At 56.6% G+C, this 16,336-nt stretch carries 18 protein-coding genes; 12 read left to right on the top strand and 6 right to left on the bottom strand.

The window, feature by feature from the left end; genetic code table 11:
* Positions 1-20: 20 nt before the first annotated feature.
* Together P8J86_01590 and glmM are read left to right on the top strand one after the other, a co-directional pair.
* A complete protein-coding gene (locus P8J86_01590; protein ID MDG2053380.1) occupies positions 21-395 on the top strand; it encodes a 6-carboxytetrahydropterin synthase in 375 nt (124 codons plus the stop codon).
* The gene (glmM, locus tag P8J86_01585; protein ID MDG2053379.1) at positions 392-1,756 is read left to right on the top strand and encodes a phosphoglucosamine mutase; all 1,365 of its coding nucleotides are present in this window, start codon (positions 392-394) and stop codon (positions 1,754-1,756) included. Before P8J86_01590 ends, glmM begins: the two co-directional genes overlap by 4 nt.
* 110 nt (positions 1,757-1,866) lie before the next feature.
* Here the strand turns inward: glmM and P8J86_01580 are convergent, their stop codons facing one another.
* Both P8J86_01580 and P8J86_01575 read right to left on the bottom strand, forming a co-directional pair.
* Positions 1,867-2,415, bottom strand: a complete 549-nt coding sequence (locus P8J86_01580; protein ID MDG2053378.1) for an NUDIX domain-containing protein — start codon at positions 2,413-2,415, stop codon at positions 1,867-1,869.
* On the bottom strand, positions 2,412-3,152 hold the full coding sequence (locus tag P8J86_01575; GenBank protein MDG2053377.1) for a pyridoxine 5'-phosphate synthase: 741 nt from the start codon (positions 3,150-3,152) through the stop codon (positions 2,412-2,414). The genes P8J86_01580 and P8J86_01575 overlap by 4 nt, the downstream gene beginning before the upstream one ends.
* A gap of 81 nt (positions 3,153-3,233) precedes the next feature.
* On the opposite strand from P8J86_01575, the gene phoU reads away from it, so the two are divergent.
* From phoU to bshB1, 8 genes are read left to right on the top strand one after another with little or no spacing between them, the layout of a single operon-like run.
* On the top strand, positions 3,234-3,911 hold the full coding sequence (phoU, locus tag P8J86_01570; protein MDG2053376.1) for a phosphate signaling complex protein PhoU: 678 nt from the start codon (positions 3,234-3,236) through the stop codon (positions 3,909-3,911).
* Positions 3,912-3,916: 5 nt separating this feature from the next.
* A complete protein-coding gene (locus tag P8J86_01565; protein ID MDG2053375.1) occupies positions 3,917-5,338 on the top strand; it encodes a UDPGP type 1 family protein in 1,422 nt (473 codons plus the stop codon).
* Positions 5,339-5,376: 38 nt separating this feature from the next.
* A complete protein-coding gene (locus P8J86_01560; protein MDG2053374.1) occupies positions 5,377-6,159 on the top strand; it encodes a DedA family protein in 783 nt (260 codons plus the stop codon).
* Positions 6,156-6,827: a DedA family protein gene (locus tag P8J86_01555; GenBank protein MDG2053373.1), complete on the top strand. Its 672-nt coding sequence runs from the start codon at positions 6,156-6,158 to the stop codon at positions 6,825-6,827. The genes P8J86_01560 and P8J86_01555 overlap by 4 nt, the downstream gene beginning before the upstream one ends.
* Positions 6,828-6,881: 54 nt before the next feature.
* Positions 6,882-8,018: an AAA family ATPase gene (locus tag P8J86_01550; protein MDG2053372.1), complete on the top strand. Its 1,137-nt coding sequence runs from the start codon at positions 6,882-6,884 to the stop codon at positions 8,016-8,018.
* 2 nt (positions 8,019-8,020) lie between these two features.
* A complete protein-coding gene (gene truA, locus P8J86_01545; protein ID MDG2053371.1) occupies positions 8,021-8,848 on the top strand; it encodes a tRNA pseudouridine(38-40) synthase TruA in 828 nt (275 codons plus the stop codon).
* The gene (locus tag P8J86_01540) at positions 8,832-9,935 is read left to right on the top strand and encodes a hypothetical protein (protein ID MDG2053370.1); all 1,104 of its coding nucleotides are present in this window, start codon (positions 8,832-8,834) and stop codon (positions 9,933-9,935) included. Before truA ends, P8J86_01540 begins: the two co-directional genes overlap by 17 nt.
* 41 nt (positions 9,936-9,976) lie before the next feature.
* Positions 9,977-10,663, top strand: coding sequence for a bacillithiol biosynthesis deacetylase BshB1 (gene bshB1 / locus P8J86_01535; GenBank protein MDG2053369.1), 687 nt, complete (start codon positions 9,977-9,979; stop codon positions 10,661-10,663).
* Here bshB1 and dut read toward each other — a convergent pair.
* The 4 genes from dut to moaA all read right to left on the bottom strand — a co-directional run bounded on the left by dut (position 10,660) and on the right by moaA (position 14,263).
* Positions 10,660-11,106: a dUTP diphosphatase gene (gene dut, locus P8J86_01530; GenBank protein MDG2053368.1), complete on the bottom strand. Its 447-nt coding sequence runs from the start codon at positions 11,104-11,106 to the stop codon at positions 10,660-10,662. The genes bshB1 and dut overlap by 4 nt on opposite strands.
* A gap of 48 nt (positions 11,107-11,154) precedes the next feature.
* Entirely contained in the window at positions 11,155-11,322 is a 168-nt protein-coding gene (locus P8J86_01525; protein MDG2053367.1) for a hypothetical protein, read from the bottom strand.
* A gap of 804 nt (positions 11,323-12,126) precedes the next feature.
* Positions 12,127-13,149, bottom strand: coding sequence for a DUF368 domain-containing protein (locus tag P8J86_01520; GenBank protein ID MDG2053366.1), 1,023 nt, complete (start codon positions 13,147-13,149; stop codon positions 12,127-12,129).
* Positions 13,150-13,189: 40 nt separating this feature from the next.
* Positions 13,190-14,263 (bottom strand): GTP 3',8-cyclase MoaA, encoded by a 1,074-nt coding sequence (moaA, locus tag P8J86_01515; protein ID MDG2053365.1) that lies wholly within the window; start codon positions 14,261-14,263, stop codon positions 13,190-13,192.
* Here moaA and P8J86_01510 point away from each other — a divergent pair.
* A complete protein-coding gene (locus P8J86_01510) occupies positions 14,231-15,391 on the top strand; it encodes a carbohydrate-binding family 9-like protein (protein MDG2053364.1) in 1,161 nt (386 codons plus the stop codon). The two genes, moaA and P8J86_01510, sit on opposite strands and share 33 nt — an antisense overlap.
* Positions 15,392-15,475: 84 nt before the next feature.
* On the top strand, positions 15,476-16,282 hold the full coding sequence (locus tag P8J86_01505; protein MDG2053363.1) for a hypothetical protein: 807 nt from the start codon (positions 15,476-15,478) through the stop codon (positions 16,280-16,282).
* Positions 16,283-16,336 lie beyond the last annotated feature (54 nt).

Raw genomic sequence — 16,336 nt, 5'->3', positions numbered from 1 at the left:
CTTCCGTTACCTTGCCCTGCATGTTCAGCTTACGGATCGAGCGCACGTTTTCTGCCGCGCACGCCATCGTTCTTGGTGGCGAGCGAGAAGCCCTGCACGGCCATGATTGGCGGGTGCGGGTGACGGTTGAGGGCGATCAACTGGATGACGATGGACTTTTGTGCGATTTCCATTTATTGGAGCGATTGCTGGACAATGCGATCGCGCCGCTGCGAGATTCCAATCTCAATGATGTAGCAGTGCTGACGGGCATCAATCCAACCGCTGAAAATGTCGCCCTCTATCTCGCGAGCACTGTGGCTGGCGATCTTCCACCGGGTATTCGCCGACTTCGGTTGGCGATTACCGAGGCTCCAGGTTGTGAGGCCGCCGTGACGCAGGAATTGACGATATGAGTGATGCCCCTCTTATGCTCGGTGTGTCGGGCGCACGTGGCATTGTTGGCAAGACCATGACCGAACAGGTTGTCAGGCGATTCGCTGCATGTTGGGGTGCACGGCTTGCCGCCGATTCAGCTTCTCGGCCGACGGTGTGTCTTGGCAGAGACACTCGACCCTCGGGCGAGTTATTTGCAACTGCCGCTGCTGCTGGTCTTACTGGTGCTGGATGCAACGTCATCGATCTTGGCGTCGTGGCGACACCCACTGTTGGCGTGATGATTGGCGCAAGGCAAGCTCAAGGCGGTGTCGTCATTACGGCCTCTCATAACCCGGCTCAGTGGAACGGGCTCAAGTTGCTTGATGAATTCGGCACGGCGCCATCCCCCGACCTTGCGGCGGAGGTTATCAAGGTGTTTCGTAGCGATCATCAAGTGGAGGCTGCTCAAACTCCTGGCGATATTGAGATTGACGCGAGGGCGACCGACACCCATGTTTCCAAAGTGCTTGGTTCGATTGACCCCATGCCACTGCGTGAGCGGGGCTTTCGCGTGGTGCTCGACTCGGTACACGGCGCAGGTGTTGCAGGTGGTTCGGCCGTATTGGGACATCTGGGCTGTGATCTGATACATCTTGGCGAGCAGGCAGACGGTGACTTTCAACACACGCCGGAACCAACGGCTGAGAATCTCACCGGACTTTGTGAGGCTGTTCGTGCCGCCGGCGCGGACATCGGTTTTGCGCAGGACCCTGACGCAGATCGTCTCGCATTGATTGACGAACAAGGCCAATACATCGGCGAGGAGTACACGCTTGTACTCGCTGCTTGGCGGGTGCTGCTCGAGAATCCATCCGCGACGCTTGTGACGAACCTTTCAACGAGTCGCATGATCGATGATCTTGCAGCGAGGTTTGGCGGCTGCGTCTATCGCAGCGCTGTTGGTGAAGCCAATGTGGCAGCGGTGATGCGTAAGCACAACGCAACCATTGGCGGCGAGGGTAATGGTGGAGTTATTTTGCCGCATATCACCTATGTGCGAGACAGTCTCTCCGGTATGGCCTTGGTGCTGGATCTCATGCGCCGCGAGAATAAATCACTCTCGGAACTCGTTGCAGATCTGCCGAAGTACGTCATTGTTAAACAAAAGTTGCCGTTGGCATCCCGTGACACTTTGGCGCCCGCACTGGAGCGACTGCGGAGCGGGTTTCCTGATGCCCGTATCGACGACTGTGATGGTGTCCGCATCGACTTCCTTGAGGGCTGGGCCCATGTCCGGCCAAGCAATACCGAGCCCATCGCACGCATCATCATCGAGGCTTCCGATGAGGCCTCCGCCGCTGCGCTTGTGGATCGCGTGCGAGAAGTGGCGCATCTCTAGCCCAGTTCGGCGATGGATCGCTAGGGTTTTTGTGCGACATGGCCAGCGCGTACTGCAGAGCTCATCAGGGATGTTGGAGAGGTAGGGCCCTGCCTCGCGCTTCGGATTGTTCAGGACTCACTCGCACAGGTGCTTGAGGCTTTCCACGACTCCTGCACCGTCCACGAGAGTGGTGTGGTCCGGCAATCGATATGGCATGCGAAGTACCCGCCGGCATGTTCCGCTACCAGCGGCCAGATGATGGTGCGGTCGGTCTCGGGCAGGGGTAAGTCCTCGATCGCATCGCGATCGAGCCACTTCAGTGTGCCCTCGTTCATTTCGTACGCGGCAATTTCATCATGCCCAATGGTCCTGGTAACTTCGAACAGGAAGAGCAACCAGTGGCACTCGCCCTCATACGCGGTCTCAGACACCATGCCCATCAGCCGTATTTCGTCATAGCCCAGGCTGATGCCAGCTTCTTCCTCGGTTTCCCGCAACGCGCAGCAGTGCGGACTCTCGCCAGTTGACGGTTCCAGTTTCCCACCAATAGGCGAGTACATCCCACAGTTGGGGGCTTTGGCTCGATGCAGCATCAGCAGGCGCCCCTCGGCATCGCGGAGGTAGCAGAGCACAGCGATGCGGTATGGAAGAGATCCGTCGGAGAGGTTGGTGCTCATGGGGTGGATGCCTCGATCAACTCGACCATCTCCTGGACGGCCTGCTTCATTCCCGTAAAGATTGCCCGCGACACGATCGCATGGCCAATATGAAGTTCGCAAAGCTGTGGGAGCCCGGCGATGGGTTGGATATTGTCGTAATTCAGTGCGTGGCCAGCATTAAACCGCATGCCAGTTTGCACGATGAGCTGCCCAGCTTGAGCGACGCGATCAAGCTCGACTGTGGCCTGGTCGCTCTCCTGCCCATACTGCTGTGCAGCCTCTGCCCATGGGCCTGTGTGGACCTCACATACTGTAAATCCGCAGTCTGCGGCTGCGGCGATTTGGCTCTCATCGGCATCGATGAAGGCACTCACAGGAATCGTTGCAGCTGCAAATTGTTCGATCACGCGGCGAAGGGCATCCTTCTGGCCAGCGACATCGAGCCCGCCCTCGGTCGTAATCTCTTGTCGGCCCTCAGGAACGAGCATGGCCGATTGGGGCATAACCGAGAGGGCGATCCTCAACATCTCATTTGTGGCGGCCATCTCAAAGTTCAGGGGTACGCCCACGGCCTCACGGAGTCGCCGCACATCGGCATCCTGGATATGGCGTCGATCCTCACGCAGGTGCACCGTGATTCCGCCAGCGCCGCCGAGTTCAGCCTCAGCAGCTGCCGCAATTGGGTCTGGCTCGATCGTTCGTCTTGCTTGGCGAACGGTTGCGACATGATCAATATTGACACTGAGTATCGGCATGGATTCAGCAATGGTACCCCTCCTACGGAAGGCGCAGGCCCCGTTGCCGATCTATACTCCAGTTTCGCATACGGACGTGGCATGGACGACTTTCACAAGAGCCTCGAATACGTTCTCGACGACCTGCTTTCGCAGGGGCGTCGCGTGACCGACCTGTCACTTCTCGCGGTCGAGTCCTACTTCCAAAATGATGCCGCAGCCGCAGCAAAGGCCATCCGAGAAGATGTCATGGTTGACCATGTCGATGTGCAGATTGAACGGGCGTGCATCAACTTAATGGGGCACCGCCCCAGTGAGATGTTCGATCAGCGCTCGATTCTGACTATCGTCAAAGTCAACAATGAGTTGGAGCGGATTGCCGACTGTGCAGTCAACATCGCCGAAGCCGTTGAGCAGAGAAAGTCCACTGAGGTGCCCGACACACTGCAAGTTATGGCAAATAGCGTGGTGGGCATGGTGCGAGACGCTGTCGAGGTCTTACGGTCACGTGACACGGCGCTTGCGCAGCGAGTGCTTGGCTTTGATGACACCGTCGATGCATTCAAGGATGAACTTGTATCGCGTGCACAAACCGCTCTTGCGAATGGGGTCGTGTCTGTTGGCGCAGCCATGCAGTTACTGACCGTCGTGCGAGAGGTCGAGCATATTGCCGATCACTGCACCAATATATGCGAGCAGGTCATCTATCTCGAGACGGGGAAGATTGTTCGGCATCTCGCGTCAGGTTGGACATCGCCGGCTTTGCCGGAGGATGGCTGATCCCGATGGAAGCGACCGCATCACTGTGTGCTCGGTTGGATGCGTGCGGGCAATCTCATCTCGCTCTGGCGATGAAATCTCAGCCAATCATTGGCGATTGTCTTGCGAAAGTTGACTGGGATGCAATTCCCTCGCTTGTCGATCGCTACGTGCGTCGCCGGCCAGTCGCTGCCTCAGGCGATTTGCACCCAGCCGCATGTGTAAGCACGAATCCTGCTTCTGCAGGGGGTGCGGTCACCTTGCTGGATGCGGATCAACTGCGACAGCGAGGCGAAGCGATGCTCTCAGCCGGCCGAGTGGCAGTCTTTACGGTTGCCGGTGGCCAAGGCACACGTCTGGGATGGAACGGCCCCAAGGGCACTTTCCCCGCAAGCCCGGTCATGGGCAAGCCGCTCTTTCGGTTGTTCGCTGAACAGATATTGGCGGCAGAAAAGCGATGGGAATGCCGCATCCGCTGGTTCATCATGACCAGTGAGGTCAATGACGCTGCGACGCGAAGTTTCTTTTTGGACAACCGCTGTTTTGGACTCGACCGAAGGCAAATCATGATGTTTCCTCAAGGCATGATGCCCGCGTTTGACGCCAACACCGGTTGTGTGCTGATGGACTCACCAACATCACTGGCGATGAGTCCGGACGGTCATGGCGGCTCGTACGGCGCACTGCTGCGGTGCGGCGCACTTGACCAGATGGAGGGTCGCGGCATCGACATGATCAGTTACCACCAGGTCGACAATCCGATTGCGCCTGTTCTGGACCCCGTCTTCTTGGGCTTACATGCAGACACCAATTACTCATCTGGTGAATTTACGAGCAAGATGGTGTTTAAATCGAGTCCTGACGAGAAGGTGGGTGTGTTTGCGATTCGGGGTGGCGTGCCAGGGGTTGTTGAATATTCTGACATGACCGAGGCGCAGGCGACGGAAACTGATGAGGATGGCCGGCTTAAGTTTTCCGCTGGCAACTTGGCTATGCACATCATCAGCACCGATTTTGCACGTCGCGTGGCGATGGCTGGGGAAGAATCGCTGCCTTGGCACCGAGCCGACAAGAAGGTGCCGTGCATTGATCCAGAAACAGGCAAACGCATCACCCCGAGTGAGCCCAACGCAGTCAAACTTGAGCGTTTTGTATTCGACGCGATGCCGGTGGCGAAGCAGCCGGCGATTCTCGAGGTTGACCGCACCGCAGAATTCGCTCCAATCAAGAACGCTGACGGCACCGATTCGGCCGAGTCCAGTCGTCAGTTGCAGTCGGATCTATACGGAAGTTGGCTCGAAGCGGCTGGAGTTGTCGTGCCACGCCGCAATGACGGTCATGTTGATGCGATCATCGAGATCTCGCCTTTGACGGCGATGTCAGCTGTCCATTTGTCGGCTACGGCTTTGCCTGATCGCGTCGAGCCAGGTTCGTCAGTCATACTGTAGGCGGACATGCGTCGTCTCCTCCGTGTAGCCTTCACTCTATGAGGCGATGGGTATTGATATTGCTACTGGTGACGCTGGGTTCTGCGGTTGCCGCTTCCAGCGAGGGCAATCTGGTCGACGATCCCCGCTCTCTGAAAGGCAAGGTGGAGCAGAAGGTTGAGGACTCGCTCGTCGATGAAGGACCGTGGTTGCTCTTTGGCGTGATCATGCTTGCTGGTGTTGGTATTCCTATCAGCGAAGAGATCCTCATTATTCCTGCTGGGTTCCTCATCGAGCGGGGCGTTCTACCGCTCTGGCCGACAATTGCAGCGGCATGGGCTGGAGTGGTGCTTGCAGACCTCATCTGGATGCTGCTTGTCCGTCGGTTTGCCCATCGCCTACTTGCGATTCGCTTCTTTAGACGGATGTTTCACCCCCGTCGGCTGCTCGAGATCAAACACCTGCTTGATAAGTGGGGGGCAGGCGTCGTCATCATGGGACGTATTCTGCCTGCCGCTCGAACACCAGTTATCACTGCCGCCGGACTCGCGCATATGCCAATCCGGAAGTTCATGCTAGGTGAGTGCATTGGAGCGGCTAAGAGTGTGGCCTGGCAACTTGGCGTGGGCTGGTTGATTGCCAAGGGCATTACTGAGTCGACCCATGATCGGCACATCGTGGACGCGGTGCTCATTGGAGTGGGTATCTTGGCGTTGCTGATGATAATTTGGTGGGCTCGTCAACGAAAAAAGAAACACCATCAGCATCGCCCGAGGGCTCAGATGCGTTGGCTCCGCGAGGCCTGCAAGCCCCCATTAGAACGGACAAGAGCGCACGCATGACCGAATTCATCTCCCAGTACGCCGACTACCTTCCATGGGTTGTGCTGGGTTTGCTGCTTGCAAGTTCCATCGGGATTCCCATCGGTGAAGACATCGTCATTATTCCTGCGGGGGTTTTGATTGGTGAGCAGATGTTGGGGACCGAAGTATGGGTGCCAACGCTCATTGCCGCTATTGTCGGCGTGGGGACTGCCGATGTGTTGTGGTTCACATGGTGCAGCCTGTTTGGTACGCGACTGCTGCATCGAAGATTTATCCGGCGAATGTTGCATCCCAAGCGACTGCTTCAGGCCAAACATCAAATTGATCTGCGTGGTGTGTGGTTCATTGTCGCCGCAAGATTCATACCAGGCAGTCGGACACCGGCCATCACGGTTGCAGGGTTGATGCATCTTCGGTTCTGGAGATTTGCGATTGCAACGTGGCTGTGCGTGCTTGTGACCGCACCAATGCAACTGGGTGCAGGCATCTTGGTGGGCTATGGATTGGCTTCACGAAGTGCCTTTGGGACGATTCAGTGGATCATCGCTGGGCTCGTGCTTGCTGTGGTGGTGTCGGCAGTCGTCATTGTCTTCGCAAAGTCCCGCAAGGGGGGTATGGTGCCGCCGCGGGCGAGGGCATCATGGCTGCGGCGGTATCGCCACCCACCAAATTCGAGCAGCCACTGAACAAGTCCCGGGGAAGGCCGAATTTTCCAGCAACCCGTTCATGGGCGTTATCCTATGCCCATGCGAGCAGTCATCACCGGTCAAATCGGCATCGACAAGAAACCATATCTGAACGCTGTGCGCGATCTCGGCGGAAGCCAGGGCACACGCATTGAGTTGTATAACGTCGGCGACCTGATGTATCAGGAAGGGCCAGACGTTCGTTCCGGTCGTATTCTCGACTTACCACTAAGCCGATTGGCGTCCCTTCGCCGCGCGGCGTTCAAGGACATCATCGCTGAGACTTCGCCGCCGAGCAACTTCCCCGACATCATGGTCAACACGCACGCAACATTCAGGTGGCGGCACGGTTTGTTTAGCGCCTTCGACTTTGACCAGATGGAAAAACTCAAGGCAGACATGTTCATTTGTTTGCTCGACAATATTGAAGTCGTGCATCATCGCTTGCATGCCGAACACGACATCGATGCAACACTTAAGGATTGCATGGTATGGCGTGAGGAGGAGATTCTCGCAACCGAGTTGCTCGCAAGTGCAATGGGATGTGCGAATCAGTTCTATATCCTCAGCCGCGGTCGCCAGCAGGACACTGTGGAAACATGTCTTCGATTGGTTACCCGACCCGACATGAAACGTGTGTATCCGTCATTTCCCATGAGCCACGTTATGGACATGCCTGATGTGCTCGATGAAATCGGGCGCTTTCGCGACGCATTGGCCGAGCACTTCATTACGTTCGATCCAGCGGATGTTGATGAGAAGCTTCTTTTGGATCGCGCTATCGAAGCAGCAAAAAAGGGACAGGATTGGATTGATGTTGCGCCTCATGCCTTCGGTGGGCGTAAGGGTGCAGACCTTCGTGTCAGTGTTCGCGAAGTGCTCGATATTGCGGGCGATGTCGACGGGCAGATTTATATGCGGGACTTTAAGTTGATTGATCAGAGCGACATGATCGTTTCGCTTGTCCCTGAATTGCCGGGCGGCATTCCGGGCCTCTCCAGCGGCGTTGAACGAGAGTTGCAGCACGCGTGGGAGCACACCAAAGAGGTGTACGTTGTGTGGAAGCCAGCCAAGCCACCATCACCGTTCATTACCGAGACGGCGACGAAGATCTTTCCCGATGTGGACGCAGCCCTTGGGTATTTCGAGTCCGAGCGAATGTTCGCGGCTGGAAACCTCTTCGGACACTGAGCGTGGCCCAGCGCCGCATCAAGTTGACGGTCGCCTATGACGGGACCAACTTTCGAGGTTGGCAGAAGCAGCATCCGCCAGATGAACCACCGCTTCGTACTGCGCAGGGAGTGTTGGAGCAGGCCGTTCGCCATGTTGTTCGCGAAGAGGTCTCAGTGCACGGCGCGTCTCGAACGGATTCTGGCGTGCATGCCATCGGTCAAGTCGCAGCATTTGATACGAAGAGCGAGATGGATGTAGATCGGTTTGCGCCAGCAGTTTCGTCTCGATTGCCAGATGATATTCGTGTGCTTGATGCAGAAGAAGTCTCTAGTGCATTCAATGTCATCGGTGATGTGCAGGACAAGTCTTATCAGTACCGCGTGGCATTCGGTCGGCGGGAGGCACACCAACGACCGCTCTTCGATCGGCACCATCTTGCATGGGTGCCATGGGACCTCGATGTCGACGCGATGAATGCAGCCGCTGCCTTGCTTATTGGGCAGCATGACTTTTCAAGCTTTACTCGACTCAATCACGGCCGTGAATCAACGGTGCGCACGGTTCACACATGTGATGTCGAATTGCCTGCTTCGCAAGTGGCGAGTATTACCGTATCGGGTGGAGGATTTCTGTGGAATATGGTTCGGATCATTGCTGGCACATTGGTTGAGGCCGGCGCGGGCAGAAGAACCTTAGACTCGATTCAAACAGCACTCGTAGCGGGTGAACGATCAGCGGCGGGTGTGACGATGCCCCCCGAGGGTCTTTCGCTGCAGTGGATTCGCTACGGTGAGCCTGGAAGCGGGCGGCAGCGTCAATTGCAGAAGCGACGTGATGATATTTCGTGAAATCGAACCTGTATGGGCAGCTTCTCTGCATCGCCAGCTGAATGCTCAAGCGGCAAAGTATGGTCGGCGAGACCTCATGCAACATCCAGCGGCGTCAGCAAAGGCATTGCTCCGTACAGTGCTCGCTGAAACATTGCTCCGAGCCACCGAACAGCACAACCACTTTGTGCATGCACAAATCGCTCTTTGGTCACGAGCACTCCCTTACATGGATTCGTGGATGGAGGCAGTCGATGTAGGTGAGCGTGAGGCGTTGATGGTGGCGATGGCCTCGGGGCCATTCGGTCCAAACTGGTCGGCGAGGGAGACGCTCTCATCAGCTGCGCGGATTCACGGCCCAAACACAGCGCAGCGGGCAGCCAAGGAGTCACAGGAGGCTATTCTGGCTGCGGGGGTCGGGCCACACATTCGCCGCAGTATCGAATCCGCCATGCGAACGATGTTTGCTGAAGAGGATGCTCGTGCGGGTAGGGATGCAGTCATTGCGCATGTGCATATTGCCGCAAGTTCGTTAGCGATTCCTGCATGGGAGAGCACGATACAACTTCGAGGGGCTGTCGAAGTACTCGATGAGCGGCTTAATCGTTCGCTTGCTCGATTGGAGTCGCAGTCACACTGGTTGTGTGCGGCAGGAGATCCGTGGCAGCATCCCGGAGCCTTTGCTGTGATGGTCGGGCTGCAGAAAGTCGCGGCGGAGCGGGCGGTGTTTACAGCATGTGCCACAATCAGCGTATGGGACGCTGCCGGCCAGCCGCTTCGGCGGCAATTACTTGATGCAGCCATGCAGATCAGAGATGATCAAGACAACGCCGCAACGCATGCTGCGTTGGCCCACATTGCAGAGAGGCATGGTGTGCAGCCAAAACTGACTGCTGCGCTTGCGGGCATCAACTGGCCGAAAGATTCTGCTGATCGCCTGCTTTGGATGCCGCCTGATGGATGTGTTGATGAAGTTGGGCGGTTGCTTATGGCCATGGAAGCTCGACGTTTTTATGCAATCACTCGGTCCATGCCGAGGTGGCGGGATGCATGCAAAGAGGTTGAGTTCATTGCTGGGCAGGTACTGGCCTGCCTCGATCTTGAATGATCAAATCCCACTACAAGCCTATCGAGTTATGATTACCCACCATGGCACGCATTCTCGTCTTCGGTCCGCACCCTGATGATCAAGAACTTGGTATGGGCGGCACGATCGCCAAACTTGCTGACCAAGGTCACGAGGTTGTCCTTGTTGACATGACTGATGGCGAACCCACGCCGCATGGTGACGCGGAGACTCGGGCAGTCGAAGCGAGCCGAGCAGCAGAGATTCTTGGTGTCACTCGTGTGGAGGTTGGACTGAAGAATCGCTACGTCGAGCACACGATTGAAGCAAGGCATGCGGTTGCTGGCATCATTCGTCAACATCAGGCTGACATACTCTTTGTGCCGTACTTTGAGGACGCCCATCCTGATCATCGAGCTGTGACCCGCATTGTCGAGGACGCACGATTTGATGCGAAGTTGACCAAGATTGACTTGCCCGGCGAACCCGTCTATCCGCGCTGGCTATTCCACTATTACTGCACGCACCTGCGGATCATTCCATCGCCGTCTTTCTTATTGGACATCACGGGATATGAATCTCGCAAGCGTGATGCAATCGTCGCCTATGAGACGCAATTTGTGATGCCTGAGAAAAATCGGCGGGTTGTGGAGTGGGTTGAGCATGCAGGCGCTTACTTTGGCAGCAGGATTGGTGTTGCGGCGGCCGAGCCTTTCTTTGCTCGCGAGCCGATCGGGCTGCGTGGGCTATCTGATCTTGCCCTTGGCTAGACCTCGGTGCCGGTCGACCCAAATCCACCAGATCCTCGAGAGGTTTCGTCAAGTGAGTCGACTTCTTGAATCTCGCAGTGCGTGACAGGCGCGACAATCATCTGCGCGATTCGCATGGCAGGCTCGACTGTGAACGCGACTTTCCCCAAGTTGATCAGCGGCACCGAGACTTCGCCGCGATAGTCCTCATCGATTGTGCCAGGGGAGTTGGGCAGTGTGATGCCATGCTTGCTCCCAAGCCCTGATCGAGGGCGTACCTGGCCCTCATGCCCCGCGGGTAGGGCGATCGCGATGCCAATTGGAATCATGTGCGTATCACCGGGCTCGATGGTGATGGGCGAATCAATCGCGGCATGCAAGTCAAGCCCTGCAGCGTTGTGAGATTGATACTCAGGGATATGTGCAAGCGGCGAGAGCCGACGAATGCGAAGTGTGGGTGCCATGGTGTGGCACGGTAGCGGGTTCAATTCTAAGGTGGGTGCTACCCGCTGCTAGGAATCACTTGTTCGGAGCCTGGAGAGGCCACTGCAACTCGTCATAATCGGCAGCTCGGTTTCGGGTTGCAATGCACGGTCGACAGAGCAAATGACGGCATCAGCGGCCTTGACAGCCTGCCCAACCAATGCGGCATGTGTGGAATTGGCTGGTGGAGTGTCCATGGGGTTTGTGTGTGTAATGCTGAGTCTCGTTCTAGAAATCGGCGATCAGTTTGAGATGACGCCGTGTTGGTATTCGTCCAGAATGGTTCAGCAACTGCACATTCGGAGGTTCAACAAAGCCTTTGGTAGCAAGCGACTTCCGTAGCCCAATGTGTGAATGATTTCACACCTCAAGCCCCCATCAAGCAACAGAGAAAGCAACGAGGCCCACCGATTTGCTCGGTAGGCCTCGTTGAAACGGTTGGACTAGGTGCATCATGGAACGTCGTCGCCGCGCTGTATTGGCTGGCCAGGGAAGCGTCGTGGCTCTAGGCGGGCCTCTCATCATCCACTATGGGAGTCAATGCTTTTTGTGAACCAAGAATCTGGAATTCCACAAGTGAATTATTCATCTGGTTGTCAAACAGTCACTTACATCTAGATAAGTGTGCGGGCGCTTCCCCGGCAAATGGGTGAATACTCCATCAGGTCGGAGGTCGAAAAAACCACCGGCCTCGCCTAAAAGGCGAGGCCGGTGGTGGAGAGAGAGGAGAGATCAAGGAGGAGAATCAAAGTTGGATGGAGTCCTTTCAGGGGAGTCCAGAAGTGAGTCAGTCATGCTCACTTCACCCTCAACTACGGGGTTCCCCGTCCTCTGTTTGATGCGGCATCAAACTTTCAGTTCTTTTTTTCAAAACCAAGCGTTTCAATGCCAAAAACGAGGGTTTACCCCAGTCTGTGATACATGAAGTTGTTGGGCAGGCAAGCATCTATGGCAAGCAGATCTTGTGCATGGCTGGGGCACACCAAGGCACCTCACACCTCTTAGGCGAGGCCGGTGGTTTTTTCGACCTCCGAGGAGGCGTCAGCATCCTCATCGTCCCCGCCAATCATGCCGATTCCGACCGAGCAAGCGAAACCCACAAGTACCAATGCAATGGCCGAGGCCCACTGTCCGGCCGAGGCGGTGAAGCCTTCGGTGGGCCAGTGCTTGACATCGATCTCAGGAAGAGACGCTGCCGTGACCGTTTGGCCCTGAACGACTTCGCCAATGGCTGGCTGGCGAGGTTCTCGAAATGGCCAGAGTCCAAGGACTGCACCAAGTAGCAAGCCCATGAGCACGCCCAGTGTCGCTTGTTTGTAGTGTTCGAGCAGCCACTTCACGGCATTGCTTACGCCAACGACCCCAACCACCGCACCAATTCCCACGGGGATGAGGACTGCAAGTGGTTCGGTCAGTGCGCCATCGCCAAGCACAGCTTCTTTTGCGCCCTGCACTGCAGCCAGTACGACAAGGTATTCGCCAAGAATGAGCAGCACATAACTGCCAGAGAGCCCCGGCAGCACCATTGCAGAACCTGCCGCAAGTCCAGCGATCAAATGCAACCACCACGTACCAGCGCTTGCGCCCTCGCTACTTCCGGATGCCTGCACGACTGCGAGAAAGATCATGAATCCCATCCCACACACAAAACCGGCGATAGCGGCAGGTGTGACGGGCTTCAGCAGCGACCACAGCAGCGGTACGCCACCGAGCGTCAGTCCAAGGAAGATGCTGTACATCACCCACCGATATTCGGTGACGAGATCTGCAATAAGCCCAGCCCCGAGCACGATTGCACATCCAGCACCAGCGATGATGACAGCCAGCGTGACAATCGTTTCTATTGACCATCGAAATGTCGTGACTCGTGCCACGGCATCTACAAATCGGCGGTACACGCCCGCGGCGAGCAACATGGTGCCACCGCTGATGCCTGGAACCAGATTGGCAAGTCCCATCAGAATGCCGCCGAGGCCGCATCGGATCAATACCAACGGATTTTCCAGTCGTGGGCCGTGTGTCATTGGTGGGGAATGGTATCAGCGGTTGCAGCGGGGGCTTCGGTCAGCCGCCAATGGCAGACATGCCTCGATGGGGCTGCGAAAAATCGCTGCCGCCGATGCCATGACCAGCCTGCTTGGTCCACACCGAATCAACAAGGAAGCCGGCAAGTTCGTCGATACTCGCTCCACGGCGTAGTAGTGGGCGAATATCCCATTCTGTGTTGCTAAAGAGACAAGGCCGCACCGCGCCTTCCGCAGTCACCCGTAGCCGGTTACATGCGCCGCAGAACGGGCGTGTCACAGGTGCAATGACACCGATTCGCCCCGGTGCCCCATCGGCGAATCGATAATTGCGTGAAGTGCTGTGGATATTCGACGAGTCGGCCACCTCAATTGCGTGCCGCATGCAAATAGCGGCCACAATTTCCGTCTCCGATACAACAGTCTCGGGTTTCCAAGATCGACCAGAGTCCAGCGGCATGAATTCAATGAAGCGGACATCAAGGTTCCGCTCGCGGGCGAGATCAGCAAAGTCGGCGTACTCATCCTCGTTGACGCTCCGCATTGCGACGACATTTACCTTTGGTCGCGGGAAGCCAGCTTCACGCGCTGCGTCGATTGAGCGAAGTACATCTGCGACACAGGAACTAGATCGAGTGATGTCAGTAAAGCGTTCTTCACGCAGTGTGTCGAGGCTGAAGGTCAATCGAGTAAGTCCACTCGCTCGCCAGTGGCGTGCTTTCGACTCATCGAGACGCCAGCCATTGGTGGTCATGGCAATGTCATCGAGATCCCGCCTCCCCAGTTGAACGATGAGTTCATCGAGCTCGGGGTACAGGGTCGGCTCGCCCCCGGTGATACGAATCTTGCAAATGCCAAGTGATATGGCAGCATCGACAACTCTCAAGTACTCGGCAATCGAAAGGAGTGATTGCTTGGGCAGAAAGCGGTCGTCGGGCTCCATGCAATAACGGCAACGAAAGTTGCAGCGATCAGTAATGCTGAGTCGGAGATCATGGATCGTTCGCCCGTGAGAGTCACGCAAGGCGCCTTTGGCATGTTCATCGCGAGGTGCCAGTGGAGGCTCTATTGAAACATTGAGTTGAGTGAGTGGCCGGTCCATGAAGCCGACCATGATAGTTCGCTCGCGTGGGCGTACTATCCAAAGCATATGCTGTGCACAACACCCCAATTCGCTGTCCTGCTCGCTGGTGCCGTGACGATCTTTGGTGGCTGCGAGTCAACTGGACCGCGGCTCTCCAAGCCGCTTCCGACTGATCATCCACGCACTTATGTGGCTGGCTTTGTCATCACGCCGCCAGTCATCGATGGGCAACTCGATGAGCGTGCCTGGCATCGAGCCCCATGGACGCAGAACTTTGTCGACATCGAGGGTTCACAGAAGCCCGCGCCAGAATTCCGAACTCGCGCGAAGATGTGTTGGGATACGGAGTACTTCTACGTCGCGGCCACGCTTGAAGAACCACACCTGTGGGGCACCTTGACCGAGCGAGATTCGATCATCTACCACGACAATGATTTTGAGGTATTCATCGATCCAGATGGCGATCGGCACACCTATAACGAGTACGAAATCAATGTGCTTGGTACCGAGATGGATCTCTACATGAACCGCCCGTATCGATCTGGTGGCGACTACGACATCGTGTGGAACTTTGATGGCGTGCGTTCTGCAGTGAGCCACACAGGCACAATCAATGACTCATCTGATCATGACAATAGCTGGACCGTTGAGATTGCTATTCCATGGTCATCCATGGCCGACACCGCTGGCGTGGGATGCCCTCCAGGGAATCAGGACACGTGGTGGGTGAATTTCTCCCGAGTGCAGTGGCCGTATGAGATTGTAGATGGGCGCTATGTCAAGCCAGACGGAGCGAGAGAAGACAATTGGGTTTGGTCTCCACAATACGCCATCGACATGCACCGTCCCGAGTATTGGGGTCTTGTGCAATTCTCCACATCACAGCCTGGGAACACTATGTTTGCGGTGCCGGATGATGTTGTCGTGCGGGCACAACTTCGCGCCTTGATTGCCGCAGATGAGAAGTTTTCAGCTTCACAAGGGAGCCCGCCCAAGACGATCGCTGATCTTGATGGTCTATGGAAACCAAACCAAGATTTGCCGATGCCGCGGTTGAGTCCTTCCGCTGATGGACGCCTGCTTGTGCAGGAGTATCGGGGCCAGCGGTGGGTGATCGATGCCACTGGACGAATACGCGGGCCTCGTTCATACCGGTAGCGTTTTGGCAGCGATGGTCGAGATGCTGACAATCCTCTCGTAGAGTCCATCCGCCGCACAGCACGCGGCGAAAGGACGTGATACATGATCGCAAGTATGAGTGTCGCCATCATGGCGACTGTGGTATTGGTGCGCGCGGAGCCGATGTGTGTGCCAGGAGACTTTCAGTCAGTGCAAGCTGCAATTGATGCTGCGTCAGACGGCGAGACGATCGTGCTTGGAAGGGGCGTGCACCGTGGCGGCGTTGACATGCGCGGAAAGGCGATCACGCTGCGCGGGAAGTACGGGGCTGAGTTCACAGCAATCATGGGCGGAGAGGGCGTCATTCGCTGTGTAAGCGGCGAGGGTCCGGCAACCGTCATTGAAGGTCTGACGATTGCAGGTGGGACTGGCCAACTTGATGCCGATGGTCTTCGCCGCGGCGGCGGACTATTGCTCGTGGACGCAAGCCCCACGATTCGGTTGTGTTTGGTTGTCGGTAATACCGCCGATCGCGGAGCGGCTGCCTGGATTGCCAGCGGTGTACCGGTGTTTGAGGACTGCTGGTTTCATGACAATATTTCTGAGCAGACTGACGGCATTGTGTGTGAAGGGACAGCGCCGAAGTTCATTCGGTGCGGATTTCACGAGGACGGCGTGCAGTGGGCAGATGCGCCAATTGTGAGTATTCGCAACGACTGTGATCAGCCCGGCGGCGCCTGTTGTCTGGGGAATCACTGCGTCGAGACAACCGATGAGGCGTGTATGGCTGCAGGCGGTTTTTGGCATGCGGATGCAGCCTGTGGTAGTGGAGTATGTCCCACGCCATGTTTCGGCGACACCAATATAGATCGCCGGGTGAATCACACTGATCTGCTGAATGTTCTCAACAACTGGGGTATGTGCCAGTGATGGAGGGAGAGCAGTTTTGTAGGGAAGCTCGTTGTAGATGAGTGGTGCCGTAGC

Source organism: Phycisphaerales bacterium, assembly GCA_029268515.1.
Taxonomy (GTDB): Bacteria; Planctomycetota; Phycisphaerae; order Phycisphaerales; family SM1A02; genus JAQWNP01.
The sequence above is the reverse complement of the archived record's forward strand: the minus strand, read 5'-3'. Positions and strand labels throughout refer to the sequence as shown.

What these genes read in the sequence shown, in the direction of transcription:
- P8J86_01590 (MDG2053380.1), top strand. Translation starts at nt 21, where the DNA reads ATGTTCAGCTTACGGATCGAGCGCACGTTTTCTGCCGCGCACGCCATC.
- glmM (MDG2053379.1), top strand. Translation starts at nt 392, where the DNA reads ATGAGTGATGCCCCTCTTATGCTCGGTGTGTCGGGCGCACGTGGCATT.
- P8J86_01580 (MDG2053378.1), bottom strand. Translation starts at nt 2,415, where the DNA reads ATGAGCACCAACCTCTCCGACGGATCTCTTCCATACCGCATCGCTGTG.
- P8J86_01575 (MDG2053377.1), bottom strand. Translation starts at nt 3,152, where the DNA reads ATGCCGATACTCAGTGTCAATATTGATCATGTCGCAACCGTTCGCCAA.
- phoU (MDG2053376.1), top strand. Translation starts at nt 3,234, where the DNA reads ATGGACGACTTTCACAAGAGCCTCGAATACGTTCTCGACGACCTGCTT.
- P8J86_01565 (MDG2053375.1), top strand. Translation starts at nt 3,917, where the DNA reads ATGGAAGCGACCGCATCACTGTGTGCTCGGTTGGATGCGTGCGGGCAA.
- P8J86_01560 (MDG2053374.1), top strand. Translation starts at nt 5,377, where the DNA reads ATGAGGCGATGGGTATTGATATTGCTACTGGTGACGCTGGGTTCTGCG.
- P8J86_01555 (MDG2053373.1), top strand. Translation starts at nt 6,156, where the DNA reads ATGACCGAATTCATCTCCCAGTACGCCGACTACCTTCCATGGGTTGTG.
- P8J86_01550 (MDG2053372.1), top strand. Translation starts at nt 6,882, where the DNA reads ATGCCCATGCGAGCAGTCATCACCGGTCAAATCGGCATCGACAAGAAA.
- bshB1 (MDG2053369.1), top strand. Translation starts at nt 9,977, where the DNA reads ATGGCACGCATTCTCGTCTTCGGTCCGCACCCTGATGATCAAGAACTT.
- dut (MDG2053368.1), bottom strand. Translation starts at nt 11,106, where the DNA reads ATGGCACCCACACTTCGCATTCGTCGGCTCTCGCCGCTTGCACATATC.
- P8J86_01525 (MDG2053367.1), bottom strand. Translation starts at nt 11,322, where the DNA reads ATGGACACTCCACCAGCCAATTCCACACATGCCGCATTGGTTGGGCAG.
- P8J86_01520 (MDG2053366.1), bottom strand. Translation starts at nt 13,149, where the DNA reads ATGACACACGGCCCACGACTGGAAAATCCGTTGGTATTGATCCGATGC.
- moaA (MDG2053365.1), bottom strand. Translation starts at nt 14,263, where the DNA reads ATGGTCGGCTTCATGGACCGGCCACTCACTCAACTCAATGTTTCAATA.
- P8J86_01505 (MDG2053363.1), top strand. Translation starts at nt 15,476, where the DNA reads ATGATCGCAAGTATGAGTGTCGCCATCATGGCGACTGTGGTATTGGTG.